This window comes from Streptomyces sp. TE5632, from assembly GCF_054061295.1.
Genome location: NZ_JBSSEA010000003.1, coordinates 642,123 through 656,255, shown reverse-complemented (window position 1 = coordinate 656,255; position 14,133 = coordinate 642,123). Strand labels below are relative to the sequence as shown.

Annotated in this window: 12 protein-coding genes; 11 read left to right on the top strand and 1 reads right to left on the bottom strand. The window is 70.8% G+C overall.

What is annotated here, in order from left to right; translation table 11 throughout:
• Positions 1 to 212: 212 nt before the first annotated feature.
• From ftsZ to ACVW19_RS08105, 6 genes are all read left to right on the top strand, one after another.
• On the top strand, positions 213 to 1,406 hold the full coding sequence (gene ftsZ / locus ACVW19_RS08130; protein WP_109383516.1) for a cell division protein FtsZ: 1,194 nt from the start codon (positions 213 to 215) through the stop codon (positions 1,404 to 1,406).
• On the top strand, positions 1,403 to 2,131 hold the full coding sequence (gene pgeF / locus ACVW19_RS08125; RefSeq protein WP_457457930.1) for a peptidoglycan editing factor PgeF: 729 nt from the start codon (positions 1,403 to 1,405) through the stop codon (positions 2,129 to 2,131). The genes ftsZ and pgeF overlap by 4 nt, the downstream gene beginning before the upstream one ends.
• A gap of 6 nt (positions 2,132 to 2,137) precedes the next feature.
• Positions 2,138 to 2,869 (top strand): YggS family pyridoxal phosphate-dependent enzyme, encoded by a 732-nt coding sequence (locus ACVW19_RS08120; protein WP_457457928.1) that lies wholly within the window; start codon positions 2,138 to 2,140, stop codon positions 2,867 to 2,869.
• 127 nt (positions 2,870 to 2,996) lie between these two features.
• Positions 2,997 to 3,638, top strand: a complete 642-nt coding sequence (locus ACVW19_RS08115; RefSeq protein WP_457457926.1) for a cell division protein SepF — start codon at positions 2,997 to 2,999, stop codon at positions 3,636 to 3,638.
• Positions 3,639 to 3,688: 50 nt separating this feature from the next.
• Positions 3,689 to 3,979, top strand: a complete 291-nt coding sequence (locus ACVW19_RS08110) for a YggT family protein (protein ID WP_109383520.1) — start codon at positions 3,689 to 3,691, stop codon at positions 3,977 to 3,979.
• A gap of 52 nt (positions 3,980 to 4,031) precedes the next feature.
• Complete coding sequence (locus tag ACVW19_RS08105; protein ID WP_457457924.1) at positions 4,032 to 5,285, top strand: DivIVA domain-containing protein; 1,254 nt, start codon at positions 4,032 to 4,034, stop codon at positions 5,283 to 5,285.
• A gap of 237 nt (positions 5,286 to 5,522) precedes the next feature.
• On the opposite strand, the gene ileS is transcribed toward ACVW19_RS08105, so the two are convergent.
• The gene (gene ileS, locus ACVW19_RS08100) at positions 5,523 to 8,666 is read right to left on the bottom strand and encodes an isoleucine--tRNA ligase (protein ID WP_457457922.1); all 3,144 of its coding nucleotides are present in this window, start codon (positions 8,664 to 8,666) and stop codon (positions 5,523 to 5,525) included.
• Between the two features lie 643 nt (positions 8,667 to 9,309).
• Between ileS and ACVW19_RS08095 the strand changes: the two genes are divergently transcribed.
• The 5 genes from ACVW19_RS08095 (at position 9,310) to ACVW19_RS08075 (ending at position 14,101) form a co-directional block, all read left to right on the top strand.
• On the top strand, positions 9,310 to 10,257 hold the full coding sequence (locus ACVW19_RS08095) for a TraR/DksA family transcriptional regulator (protein ID WP_457457920.1): 948 nt from the start codon (positions 9,310 to 9,312) through the stop codon (positions 10,255 to 10,257).
• A gap of 88 nt (positions 10,258 to 10,345) precedes the next feature.
• The gene (gene lspA, locus ACVW19_RS08090; protein ID WP_457457918.1) at positions 10,346 to 10,963 is read left to right on the top strand and encodes a signal peptidase II; all 618 of its coding nucleotides are present in this window, start codon (positions 10,346 to 10,348) and stop codon (positions 10,961 to 10,963) included.
• 55 nt (positions 10,964 to 11,018) lie between these two features.
• Positions 11,019 to 11,963, top strand: coding sequence for an RluA family pseudouridine synthase (locus tag ACVW19_RS08085; protein ID WP_457457917.1), 945 nt, complete (start codon positions 11,019 to 11,021; stop codon positions 11,961 to 11,963).
• Positions 11,960 to 12,427, top strand: coding sequence for a GNAT family N-acetyltransferase (locus ACVW19_RS08080; RefSeq protein ID WP_457457915.1), 468 nt, complete (start codon positions 11,960 to 11,962; stop codon positions 12,425 to 12,427). The genes ACVW19_RS08085 and ACVW19_RS08080 overlap by 4 nt, the downstream gene beginning before the upstream one ends.
• A gap of 87 nt (positions 12,428 to 12,514) precedes the next feature.
• Positions 12,515 to 14,101, top strand: a complete 1,587-nt coding sequence (locus ACVW19_RS08075; RefSeq protein ID WP_457457913.1) for a Na+/H+ antiporter — start codon at positions 12,515 to 12,517, stop codon at positions 14,099 to 14,101.
• Positions 14,102 to 14,133: the final 32 nt, after the last annotated feature.

Here is a 14,133-nt window from a genome sequence, read left to right as displayed (position 1 = left end):
AAACGGGAGGTTCGGCGTGTTCGTTGAACGCGCGCCACTTGTCGACTTAGTGTCCTGTTCAGAAGACTCCAGGGAGCAGACACACTGGTAACCCTAAACTTCAACGTTAGGGTTCGGGTCGGTGATACGGACCGTCCCCATCGGCATCAGTCGTCGGACCGCGGCAAGGCCGTGAGACGGCGACACGTAACTCGAGGCGAGAGGCCTTCGACGTGGCAGCACCGCAGAACTACCTCGCAGTCATCAAAGTCATCGGTGTCGGCGGCGGTGGTGTCAATGCCATCAACCGGATGATCGAGGTCGGTCTCAAGGGCGTCGAGTTCATCGCCATCAACACCGACGCGCAAGCCCTGTTGATGAGCGACGCCGACGTCAAGCTCGACGTCGGCCGGGAACTCACCCGCGGACTCGGCGCCGGAGCCAACCCGGCCGTCGGCCGCAAGGCGGCCGAGGACCACCGCGAGGAGATCGAGGAGGTCCTCAAGGGGGCCGACATGGTCTTCGTGACGGCCGGTGAAGGCGGCGGCACCGGCACCGGCGGCGCCCCCGTCGTGGCCAACATCGCCCGCTCGCTCGGCGCTCTCACCATCGGCGTGGTCACCCGCCCGTTCACCTTCGAGGGCCGGCGCCGCGCCAACCAGGCGGAGGACGGCATCGCCGAGCTCCGCGAAGAGGTCGACACCCTCATCGTCATCCCCAACGACCGGCTGCTGTCCATCTCGGACCGCCAGGTCTCGGTCCTGGACGCCTTCAAGTCGGCGGACCAGGTCCTGCTCTCCGGTGTACAGGGCATCACCGACCTCATCACCACGCCCGGCCTGATCAACCTGGACTTCGCCGACGTCAAGTCGGTCATGTCCGAGGCCGGTTCGGCCCTCATGGGCATCGGCTCGGCCCGCGGCGACGACCGCGCGGTGGCGGCGGCCGAGATGGCGATCTCCTCACCGCTGCTGGAAGCCTCCATCGACGGCGCCCGGGGCGTGCTGCTCTCCATCTCCGGCGGCTCAGACCTCGGCCTGTTCGAGATCAACGAGGCCGCCCAGCTGGTCAGCGAGGCCGCCCACCCGGAGGCCAACATCATCTTCGGCGCGGTCATCGACGACGCGCTGGGCGACGAGGTCCGGGTCACCGTGATCGCGGCCGGCTTCGACGGAGGCCAGCCGCCGGCGAAGCGGGACAACGTCCTCGGCTCGTCCTCGGCCAAGCGCGAGGAGCCCGCCCCCGCGCGGCAGCCCGAGAGCAGGCCGTCCTTCGGCTCGCTCGGCAGCGTCACGCCCAAGGAGGAGCCGGAGCCGGCCCCCGAGCCGGTCAGTGACATCCCGGTGGCCCAGCCGCCGGTCCAGCCGACGAGGGCCTACTCGGACAGCGCGGCCGAGGAACTGGACGTCCCGGACTTCCTCAAGTGATAGGACGGCACGAGAGCGTGCGCGGCGCGCACTTCGCCTTCACCGACCGGTGGGGCGGGGTGAGCGCCGCTCCGTATGCGGAACTCAACCTCGGCGGAGCGGTCGGCGACGATCCCGACGCCGTACGCGTCAACCGTGAACTGGCCGCGAAGTCCCTCGGCCTCGACCCGGCCCGGGTGGTGTGGATGAACCAGGTGCACGGCGCCGACACGGAGGTGGTCGACGCGCCGTGGGTCGATCGTCCGGTCCCCGAGGCCGACGCGGTCGTCACCGCGCGACGGGGCCTCGCCCTTGCCGTGCTCACCGCCGACTGCGTGCCGGTGCTGCTCGCCGACCCCGTCGCCGGTGTGGCCGCGGCGGCCCACGCGGGACGGCCCGGACTGGTCGCGGGGGTGGTCCCCGCCGCCGTGCGGGCCATGATCGGACTCGGCGCCGACCCGGCCCGGATCGTCGCCCGCACCGGGCCCGCCGTCTGCGGCCGGTGCTACGAGGTGCCGGGGGAGATGCGCGCCGACGTGGCCGCCGTCGAACCGGCGGCGCACGCCGAGACGAGCTGGGGGACGCCGGCGGTCGATGTGGACGGGGGCGTACACGCCCAGCTCGAACGGCTCGGGGTGCGCGACCGCGAGCGGTCGCAGGTGTGCACTCTGGAGTCGGACGATCACTTCTCGTACCGGCGCGACCGCTCCACCGGGCGGCTCGCGGGCTATGTGTGGCTGGACTGATGGGGCATGACGGAACGTAGGGAAGAACTCGCCGCGAACCTCGCGGATGTGGAGCGACGGATCGCCGCCGCGTGCGCGGCCGCCGGACGTGGGCGGGACGAGGTGACCCTGATCGTGGTCACCAAGACCTTCCCCGCCGGTGATGTGCGGATCCTGTCGGAACTCGGTGTACGTCATGTCGCCGAGAACCGTGACCAGGACGCCGCCCCCAAGGCGGCCGAATGCTCCGATCTGCCCCTTTCTTGGCATTTTGTCGGACAACTTCAGACCAACAAGGTGCGATCCGTGGTCGGTTACGCGGATTTCGTGCAGTCCGTCGACCGTGGGCGTCTTGTCACAGCTCTCGCCAAGGAGGCCGTGCGGGCCGGGCGCGAACTCGGCTGCCTCGTCCAGGTCGCGCTCGACGCCGATGAACGCGCGGCGGGCGGGGGCCGCGGGGAGCGCGGTGGCGTCGCGCCGGGCGGTGTCGCGGAGTTGGCCGATCTGATCGCCGGGTCCGAAGGGCTGCGGCTGGACGGGCTGATGACCGTCGCCCCGCTCGCCGGGGAGTACGCCGGGCGGCAACGGGCGGCGTTCGAGCGCTTGATGGATTTGTCGACCGACCTGCGCAAGGCTCATCCGGCTGCGAAAATGGTTTCTGCGGGGATGAGTACGGATCTCGAACAGGCCGTTGCGGCCGGAGCGACACATGTGCGCGTCGGCAGTGCGGTACTCGGAGTCCGCCCCGGGCTCGGGTAACGTCGCCAGGAAGTCGGACCACAGTAGAAAATATGGTCATTGCCGCTGATGGGCGGACTTGAGGACCTTGTGGATCGCAGGCACTTGGCGGTCGTCAGCGGATCCACCACAGAGGAGGACTCGGAGCATGGCCGGCGCGATGCGCAAGATGGCGGTCTACCTCGGCCTCGTGGAGGACGATGGGTACGACGGCCGCGGATTTGACCCAGACGACGACTTCGAGCCCGAACTCGACCCGGAGCCCGAACGGGACCACCGGCGGCACGAACCGTCGCACCAGTTGCATGGGGCACATCAACTCCAAAGGGACGAAGAGGTGCGAGTGGCGCAACCGCCCCCGCCCCGCGAACCGGTTGCCCGGTCCGCTTCGCTTCCCGCTGAATCGGCACGCCCGGCGCGGATCGCGCCCGTGGCATCCATCACACAAGAGCGCGCGAACCTGGAGAAGAACGCACCGGTGATCATGCCCAAGGTCGTGTCGGAACGAGAGCCTTACCGGATCACCACACTTCACCCGCGGACCTACAACGAGGCCCGTACCATCGGGGAACACTTCCGTGAGGGCACTCCGGTGATCATGAATCTTACTGAGATGGATGACACAGACGCGAAGCGACTTGTCGACTTTGCGGCCGGTCTGGTGTTTGGTCTTCACGGCAGCATCGAGCGGGTGACGCAGAAGGTGTTCCTGCTGTCTCCTGCTAACGTCGATGTCACGGCGGAGGACAAGGCCCGTATCGCAGAGGGCGGGTTCTTCAACCAGAGCTGAGACGCAGTACCGGACAGAAGCAGGACACAGGGGAGAGGGACCGACAGACCATGAGCGTGTTCGCGCAGGTGATCTACATCGCGCTGATGGTGTTCCTCATCGTGCTCATCTTCCGTCTGGTCATGGACTACGTCTTCCAGTTCGCCCGCTCGTGGCAACCCGGCAAGGCGATGGTGGTCGTCCTGGAGGCCACCTACACTGTCACCGATCCACCGCTCAAGCTTCTGCGGCGGTTCATCCCGCCGCTGCGTCTCGGGGGCGTGGCGCTCGACCTGTCCTTCTTCGTACTGATGATCATTGTCTACATTTTGATCTCCCTCGTGGGCAGTGCGCTGAGGTGACTGTGGACGACATGGGCCTGCCGACTGCCGATGACTACGTTGAGGTGAAGAGATGCCGTTGACCCCCGAGGACGTGCGGAACAAACAGTTCACGACCGTCCGCCTCCGAGAAGGCTATGACGAGGACGAGGTCGATGCCTTCCTCGACGAGGTCGAAGCCGAACTGACGCGCCTGCTCCGCGAGAACGAGGACCTGCGCGCCAAACTGGCCGCGGCCACGCGCGCTGCTGCCCAGAACCAGCAGAACATGCGCAAGCCTCCTGAACAGCAGGACCAGCAGGGCCAGCAGGGGCCGCCCCCCCAGGGCATGCCCCAGCAGGGCATGCGAGGTCCCGGCGGACCGGTGCCCGCCGGCATATCGGGCCCGCCGCAGCAGCAGATGGGTGGCCCCATGGGTGGTCCGCCCCAGCTGCCGAGCGGTGCGCCGCAGCTGCCCGCCGGCCCCGGCGGACAGGGCGGCCCGCAGGGTCCCGGCCCCATGGGTCAGGGTCCCATGGGCCAGGGTCCCGGGCCGATGGGCCAGGGCGGCCCGATGCAGGGCCAGATGGGCCAGGGCGGTCCGATGCAGGGCCAGATGGGCCAGGGCGGTCCGATGCAGGGCCAGATGGGCCAGATGGGCCAGATGGGCCCCGGCGGCCCGATGGGCGGCCCCGGCGGCCCCATGGGCGGTCCTCCCGGCCTCCCCGGCCAGCAGGGCGGCCCCGGTGGCGACAGCGCGGCCCGCGTGCTCTCGCTGGCCCAGCAGACCGCGGACCAGGCGATCGCCGAGGCCCGTTCCGAGGCCAACAAGATCGTCGGCGAGGCGCGTTCGCGTGCCGAGGGTCTCGAGCGGGACGCCCGCGCCAAGGCGGACGCCCTGGAGCGGGACGCGCAGGAGAAGCACCGCGTCGCGATGGGCTCCCTGGAGTCCGCCCGCGCCACGCTGGAGCGCAAGGTCGAGGACCTGCGCGGCTTCGAGCGCGAGTACCGCACGCGGCTGAAGTCCTACCTGGAGTCGCAGCTGCGTCAGTTGGAGACCCAGGCGGACGACTCGCTCGCCCCGCCGCGTCAGCCGGCCGCCGCGTCGCTGCCGCCGTCCCCGGCGCCCTCGATGGCTCCGGCCGGTGCCGGTGCGCCGTCCTACGGCGGCAACCAGCCGATGGGCGGCGGTCCGGGCGCCCAGCCCGGCCCGTCCTACGGCAGCCAGCAGCAGATGCAGCCGGCGATGACCCAGCCCATGGCGCCGGTGCGCCCGCAGGGGCCGTCGCCGATGGGTCAGGCCCCCTCGCCGATGCGCGGGTTCCTGATCGACGAGGACGACAACTGACGGCCTCACGGCCATGAGTACGGCCTGACGGCCGACAGCGTTCAGGGCGGGGCCCCGGGTTCGACAACCCGGGGCCCCGCCCTTTCGCTACGCGCGTTCGGGCTCTTCGCGGTGGTTGTTCGAGACCCGGGGCAGTTGTCCGACGGACACAACGCCGAGGGCCCGGGCCCGCCGAGAAAGTTCGGCGGGCCCGGGCCCTCGGGGGTACTGGGCGACGCGGGGCGGGTGCCCGGGTGCCTACGCCTTGCGCAGCCGGAACGTCAGGGACAGGCCTTCGTCCGTGAACGCCTGTCCGTAGGAGCCGTCCGCCTCTCCCTGGGCGAAGTCCGTCGCCAGGACTTCCTCGGCGATCAGGGCGGAGTGCTCGGTCAGGGCCGCGACGGTGGCGGCCTCCGTGGCCGTCCAGCGCAGGGCGATCCGGTCGGCCACATCGAGGCCGCTGTTCTTGCGGGCCTCCTGGATCAGCCGGATCGCGTCCCGGGCCAGGCCCGCGCGGCGCAGCTCCTCGGTGATCTCCAGGTCCAGTGCGACCGTGGCACCCGAGTCGGACGCCACCGACCAGCCCTCACGCGGGGTTTCCGTGATGATCACCTCGTCCGGGGAGAGGGTGATCGTCTCACCGTCGACCTCCACCGAGGCGGTGCCCTCGCGCAGCGCCAGGGACAGCGCGGCGGCGTCCGCGTCCGCGACGGCCCGGGCCACGTCCTGGACCCGCTTGCCGAACCGCTTGCCCAGCGCGCGGAAGTTGGCCTTCGCCGTCGTGTCCACCAGTGAGCCGCCCACCTCGGACAGCGACGCCAGGGACTCGACGTTCAGCTCCTCGGTGATCTGCGTGTGCAGCTCGGGGTGGAGGGCGCCGAAGCCGCTCGCCGCGATCAGGGCGCGCTTGAGGGGCTGGCGGGTCTTGACCCCCGACTCCGCGCGGGTGGCCCGTCCCAGCTCCACCAGGCGGCGCACCAGCACCATCTGGGTGGACAGCTCCGGGTCGATCGCGGTCAGGTCCGCCTCGGGCCAGGAGGACAGGTGGACCGACTCCGGGGCGCCCGGGGTGACCGGCACGACCAGGTCCTGCCAGACCCGCTCGGTGATGAACGGGGTCAGCGGGGCCATCAGCTTGGTGACCGTCTCCACGACCTCGTGCAGGGTGCGCAGCGCGGCCTTGTCGCCCTGCCAGAAGCGGCGCCGGGAACGGCGGACGTACCAGTTGGACAGGTCGTCGACGAACGCGGACAGCAGCTTGCCGGCCCGCTGGGTGTCGAAGCCCTCCAGCGCCCGGGTCACCTGGTCGGTGAGCGCGTGCAGTTCGGAGAGCAGCCAGCGGTCCAGCAGCGGACGGTCGGCGGGCGCCGGGTCGGCCTCGGACGGGGCCCAGCCGGAGGTGCGCGCGTACAGCGCCTGGAAGGCGACCGTGTTCCAGTACGTCAGGAGCGTCTTGCGGACGACCTCCTGGATGGTGCCGTGTCCCACCCGGCGGGCCGCCCACGGGGAACCGCCGGCCGCCATGAACCAGCGGACCGCGTCCGCGCCGTGCTGGTCCATCAGCGGGATCGGCTGCAGGATGTTGCCCAGGTGCTTGGACATCTTGCGGCCGTCCTCGGCGAGGATGTGGCCGAGGCAGACGACGTTCTCGTACGACGACTTGTCGAAGACCAGCGTGCCGACGGCCATCAGGGTGTAGAACCAGCCGCGGGTCTGGTCGATGGCCTCGCAGATGAACTGCGCCGGGTAGCGGGCCTCGAACAGTTCCTTGTTCTTGTACGGGTAGCCCCACTGCGCGAACGGCATCGAACCCGAGTCGTACCAGGCGTCGATGACCTCCGGCACGCGCGTGGCGGTCTTCGCGCAGCCGTCCTGCGGGCAGGCGAAGGTGACCTCGTCGATGTACGGGCGGTGCGGGTCGAGGCCCGACTGGTCGGTGCCGGTCAGCCCGGTCAGCTCGGTGAGCGAGCCGACACAGGTGAGGTGGTCGTCCGCGCAGCGCCAGATCGGCAGCGGGGTGCCCCAGTAGCGGTTGCGGGACAGCGCCCAGTCGATGTTGTTGTTCAGCCAGTCGCCGTACCGGCCGTGCTTGACCGAGTCCGGGAACCAGTTGGTGTTCTCGTTCTCCTCGAGCAGCCGGTCCTTGACGGCCGTGGTCCGGATGTACCAGGACGGCTGCGCGTAGTACAGCAGCGCGGTGTGGCAGCGCCAGCAGTGCGGGTAGCTGTGCTCGTACGGGGTGTGCCGGAAGAGCAGGCCGCGGCTGTCCAGGTCCTCGGTCAGCCTCTCGTCGGCCTTCTTGAAGAAGACGCCGCCGACCAGCGGGACGTCCTCCTCGAAGGTGCCGTCCGGGCGGACCGGGTTCACCACCGGCAGACCGTAGGCGCGGCAGACCCTGAGGTCGTCCTCACCGAAGGCGGGGGACTGGTGGACCAGACCCGTGCCGTCCTCGGTGGTGACGTAGTCGGCGTTCACCACGTAGTGGGCCGGCTCGGAGAACTCGACGAGCTCGAAGGGCCGCCGGTACGTCCAGCGCTCCATCTCGGCGCCGGTGAAGGTCTGCCCGGTGGTCTCCCAGCCCTCGCCGAGGGCCTTGGCGACCAGCGGCTCGGCGACGACCAGCTTCTCTTCGCCGTCGGTGGCGACCACGTAGGTCACCTCGGGGTGTGCGGCGACCGCGGTGTTGGAGACCAGGGTCCAGGGGGTGGTCGTCCACACGAGGAGCGCGGCCTCGCCGGCCAGCGGACCGGAGGTGAGCGGGAAGCGGACGTAGACGGACGGGTCGACGACCGTCTCGTAGCCCTGCGCCAGCTCGTGGTCGGACAGGCCGGTGCCGCAGCGCGGGCACCAGGGGGCGACACGGTGGTCCTGGACCAGCAGACCCTTGTTGAAGATCTCCTTCAGCGACCACCAGACGGACTCGATGTACTCCGGGTCCATGGTGCGGTAGGGGTCGTTGAGGTCGGCCCAGTAGCCCATCCGGGTGGTGAGCTCTTCGAAGGCGTCGGTGTGGCGGGTCACCGACTCGCGGCACTTGGCGTTGAACTCGGCGATGCCGTACGCCTCGATGTCCTGCTTGCCGGAGAAGCCGAGCTCCTTCTCCACCGCCAGCTCCACCGGGAGGCCGTGGCAGTCCCAGCCGGCCTTGCGGCCCACGTGGTAGCCCTGCATGGTCCGGAAGCGGGGGAAGACGTCCTTGAAGACGCGCGCCTCGATGTGGTGGGCGCCCGGCATGCCGTTGGCGGTGGGCGGGCCCTCGTAGAACACCCACTCGGGGCGGCCCTCGGACTGCTCGAGGCTCTTGGCGAAGATCTTCTGTTCCCGCCAGAAGTCGAGCACGGCGTGCTCGAGGGCGGGCAGGTCGACCTGGGCTGGCACCTGTCGGTAAGTCGGCGTTGTCATCAGCGGGCTTCCTCCGGCGGACTTGCTGCCTTCCGTCCGGAGGGACGAGAGCTGTGTCGATCCCTGCGCCGCCGTCGGCGCGCTCCCGCGGTACCACCCTCCTTGGCCCCCCGGTGCGTCGTGTGCTCCGGTGAGCCCCCTCATTGGGGTCGCGATGCCGGTTCTACTCGCCCGGGCGGACCTGTGGGCCGAGCCCACTGTCCAGGACTTTCCTCCGGCGGCTCCGGGGTGATCTTCACGTCGGGCTCGCCCCCGGGCTCACACCGTCCCCGGGTCGCTCTGGGCTGCGTACGCCGCTACTCGTCCCCATCCACGCTTTTCGCTGCGCCCAGTGTACGGCGCGGAGGCGACAGCGGCCGACCGGTTGTCGAGCGGGCGGCGGGCGAGGCCCGCGCGGGCGCCGCGGAGACTCCCTGTGGGGTGACATACGCCCAAATGGAGTGGTACGGACGTTCGGATTCGCGGACGTCCGGCTTGATGGCATACCCGGCGGGGAGCTGGGCACAACGCATGCAGGTCCGCCGCGCGGCGTCGGCGGGGCGGGCGAATCGGGCGGTGCGCCCCGTTGCCGCGGGACCCGAGTCGATTTATCGTCCCAGCACGATTCGCGCGCAAGATCACGGTATGTGAAGGGGCCGCGGCCATGGTGGCGAAGAAGACCGCCGACGAGAAGTCGGCGTCCAGCAGGGCCGCGCCCGTTCCCGGCGGCGGAGCCAAGGGGGAGGGCGGGAGGAGGAGTGCCCAGGGGGACGGGAAGACGACGGCGGAGAAGGCGGCCGGGAAGGCGACGGCCACGAAGAGAACGGCCATGCGGAAGGCGGCCGCGAAGAAGGCGGGGGGAAAGGCCGCGAAGGGAACGGCGGGGAAGGCGGCGGCCGCGAAGAAGGCGGTCTCCGCAGCGGCGGCGGCCGACGGCTCGGGCGGGAAAGCGGCCGGAGCGGGGGCCGGCGTCGGGCGGGCCGGTGCTTCGCGGGGCACCGGGGAGCGGACCGGCCGGGGCGCCGCACACAAGGGCACCACCAGGACCAGCGGGGGCACACAGGACATGGCCGGGCGCGGCACGGCCACTGACGCGGGCGCGGCCGGGACCGCGACGCAGACGGGAGCGACCACGGTGGGTGCTAAGAAGACTCCTGGTACGGCGACGGCGGCGAAGACCGCCGTGCCCAAGGCGCGGATCGCGGCGGTGGAGCCCGGCGATCTCGCGGTGCGCCCGGGCGAGGATCCCTGGACACCGGAGGAGGTCGAGGACGCGCGGGTCGAACTGATGACCGAGGTGCTGCGGCTGCGCGAGGAGATCAGCTCGTCCGAGCGATCGCTGGCCGGCCTGATGCGGGACTCCGGTGACGGCGCGGGCGACGACCAGGCCGACACCGGTACGAAGAACATCACGCGGGAGCACGAACTGGCGCTCGCCGCCAACGCGCGCGAGATGCTCACCCAGTACGAGCGCGCCATGCAGCGTCTGGACGCCGGCACCTACGGCCTGTGCGAGAACTGCGGCAACCCCATCGGGAAGGCCCGTATGCAGGCCTTCCCCCGGGCCACGCTGTGCGTCGAGTGCAAGCAGAAGCAGGAGCGACGCTACTGATCACCTCCATATGCCTCCTGAGCACGGGGGCCGTGCGGGGTGTGTCGTACCCTCGTCCTCAGTCAGGTACCTAGGTTGAGGGACTCACGTGGCAGAGGCGGAGCGCATCATCGGTACGCCGGAGACCCCGGACGCGGACCGGGACGGGCAGGACCGGGCCGAGGAGGTCCGGGCCGATGCCCAGGCCGATGGTCAGGACACGGCAGCCGGGACATCCCGCGGCAAGCGGCGGGTGGCCGTGCTGTTCGCCGTCGCCGCCGTCGCCTACGCCCTCGATCTGATCAGCAAGATGATCGTGGTCGCCAAGCTGGAGCACCACGAGCCCATCGAGATCATCGGGGACTGGCTGAGGTTCGAGGCCATCCGCAACGCGGGCGCGGCCTTCGGTTTCGGCGAGGCATTCACCGTGATCTTCACAGTGATCGCGGCGACGGTGATCGTGGTGATCGTCCGGCTCGCCCGCAAGCTGTACAGCCTGCCCTGGGCGATCGCACTGGGGCTGCTGCTCGGCGGTGCCCTCGGCAACCTCACGGACAGGATCTTCCGCTCCCCGGGTGTCTTCCGGGGAGCGGTCGTGGACTTCATCGCGCCCAAGCACTTCGCCGTCTTCAACCTGGCGGACTCGGCGATCGTCTGCGGCGGCATCCTGATCGTCCTGCTGTCCTTCCGGGGCCTGGACCCGGACGGAACCGTCCACAAGGACTGACCGGCCCACTGAACGCGCGTACGGGGTTGTCCGACCGGTCCGGCATACTCGACGGGTGAGCACCATTCCCGAGATCCGTACCCTGCCCGTGCCCGACGGCCTGGAGGGCGAGCGCGTCGACGCCGCCATCTCCCGCATGCTCGGCTTCTCCCGGACCAAGGCGGCCGAGCTCGCCGCCGCGGGAAAGGTCACGGTCGACGGATCGGTGGTCGGCAAGTCGGAGCGGGTCAGCGGCGGCGCCTGGCTCGAGGTGGAGATGCCGCAGGCGCCCGCGCCGGTCCAGGTGGTGGCCGAGCCCGTCGAGGGCATGGAGATCGTGCACGACGACGACGACGTGGTCGTGATCGTCAAGCCGGTCGGGGTCGCCGCCCACCCCTCGCCCGGCTGGACCGGACCGACCGTGATCGGCGGTCTCGCCGCCGCCGGGTACCGGATCTCGACCTCCGGCGCCGCCGAGCGCCAGGGCATCGTGCACCGCCTGGACGTCGGCACCTCCGGTCTCATGGTGGTCGCCAAGTCCGAGTACGCGTACACGTCGCTGAAGCGCCAGTTCAAGGAGCGCACGGTCGACAAGCGCTACCACACGCTGGTCCAGGGCCACCCCGACCCGACCAGCGGCACCATCGACGCGCCCATCGGCCGCCATCCGAACCACGACTACAAGTGGGCGGTCATCGCCGAGGGCAAGCCCTCCGTCACGCACTACGACCTCGTCGAGGCCTTCCGCGCCGCCTCCCTCCTCGACGTCAAGCTGGAGACCGGCCGCACCCACCAGATCCGCGTCCACATGGCCGCCCACCGGCACCCCTGCGTGGGCGACCTGACGTACGGCGCCGATCCCACGCTCGCCAAGCGGCTCCGCCTGACCCGCCAGTGGCTGCACGCCGTGGGGCTCGGCTTCGAGCACCCGGGGGACGGCCGGTGGGCGGAGTTCACCAGCGACTACCCCGATGACCTGCAGCAGGCGCTGGACCAGGTCCGGGAGGAGACGTACGCGTGAGCACCCCGTACGTGGTCCGCGAGGCGGTGGGGCCCGGCGACCGGGAGGCGTGCTTCGCGGTGCGCAAGGAGGTCTTCGTCGCCGAGCAGGGCGTGCCGGAGAACCTCGAGTACGACGCGTACGACTCCGGTGCCGTGCATGTGCTGGCGCTCGGCGAGGACGGCACGGCGCTCGGCACCGGTCGTCTGCTGCACGGCGAGGCCGCCGCCGCGAAGAACGGCGGGGATGCGTCGGTCGGCGCTCTGGGGCGGCTCGCGGTGACCCGCCGGGCGCGCGGGCTCGGCGTCGGGGCGGCGCTGGTGCGGGGCATCGAGGAGGCGGCCCGCGCACGCGGACTCACCGCCGTCGACCTGCACGCGCAGACCCATGCCCTGGGGTTCTACGAGCGGCTGGGGTACGAGGCGTACGGGCCGGAGTTCCCGGACGCGGGCATGCCGCACCGGGCCATGCGGCGCGTTCTGTAACCGGGGCATCGAACGGCCTGGTGAGGGCAGGGACGTGGCAGGCTGGAAGCCTGCTGTGCGACCGTCGACCCGCCCGGAGCGCTGACCGTGGATCAGTTGGCCTTGCTGTTCACCGTGTTGCTCGGGGCCGTGGTGAGCGTCCCGGTCGGGGACCGGCTGGGGTTGCCGGCGCCGGTGCTGATGACGGTCTTCGGGATCGCCCTGGCGCTGCTGCCGTTCGTCCCGAACATCGACATTCCGCCGGACCTGATCCTGCCGCTGCTGCTGCCGCCCCTGCTCTACGCCGCCGTCCGCCGGACGTCCTGGCGCCAGTTCGCCGCGAACGTCAGACCGATCCTCCTGCTGGCCGTGGCGCTGGTGTTCGTCACCACGCTGTGTGTGGCCGTCGTGGCGCACGCGATCGTGCCGGGTCTGCCGCTGGCCGCCGCCGTGGCCCTCGGTGCGCTGGTCGCGCCGCCCGACCCGGTTGCGGCGACCGCCGTCGCCGGGAAGCTGGGGCTGCCGCGCCGGCTGGTGTCGATCCTGGAGGGCGAGGGCCTGTTCAACGACGTGACGGCGATCGTGCTGTACCACGTGGCGATCGCCGCCGCCGTGAGCGGAACCTTCTCGCCCTGGCGGGCGGGGCTGGACCTGGTGCTGTCGGGGGTGGTGGCGGTCGCGGTCGGCCTCGCGCTGGGCTGGGGGGCCAACAGGCTGATGGGCCTGCTCGGGGACGCGACCCTGCAGATCGCGATGAGCCTGCTGGTGCCGTTCGCCGCCTACGCCCTGGCCGAGGAACTGCACGGCTCGGGGGTGCTCGCCGTACTCACCACCGCGCTGTTCCTGGTGGAGTACGCCACCGACGCCGACGAGGTCATGACCCGGCTGGCCGGGCACGCCTTCTGGGACATCGTGGACACGCTCGTCACCGGCGTCGCGTTCGGGCTGGTCGGCCTCGAACTGCACAACGCGCTCAGGACCGCGGCCGGCCACTGGGGCGAGCTGCTCCGCTGGGCGGCGGCGATCGTGGGCGTGGTCGTCCTCGTCCGGCTGCTGTGGCTGCTGCCGGCGACCTGGCTGACGAAGCGGCTGCACTCCGCGCGGAACCTCGACGAGGAGATTCCGGTCGGCTGGCGCGAAGCCGTGGTGATGTGGTGGTCCGGGATGCGCGGGGTGGCCTCCGTGGCGCTGGCGCTGGCGATTCCGCTGCAGACCGATGCCGGGGACGCCTTTCCCGTCCGGAGTGAGATCGTCTTCATCGCGTTCGGTGTGATCATGGCGACGCTGCTGGTCCAGGGGATGACCCTGCCGTGGCTGGTGAAGCGGCTGGGAGTGGAGGCCGACACCGGGCGGGAGAAGGAGTACGAGCGGGATCTCGCGGTACGGGCGGCGCGGGCGGCCAAGCGGCGGCTGCGGGAGATCGAGGAGGTCGAGGAGCTGCCGGAGGAGCTGGCCGAGCAGATGCTGAGGAGCGCCTTCGACATCGGGATGCGGATCAACCCGGACATGGCGGAGGACGAGCGGCGGGAGTTCCACCGGCAGCGGGCCCGGCGGGCGAAGCGGGTGCGGCGGATCCAGGGCGAGATGCTGAGCGCCGCCCGGCACGAGGTGCTGGCGGCGCGCAGTGAGGCGGGGGCCGATCCCGGGGTGGTGGACCGGGTGCTGCGACATCTGGATGTGCGGAGCATGCGGTGAGTTCGTCCCCTGGTGCGGCCCTCTGTTCGTAG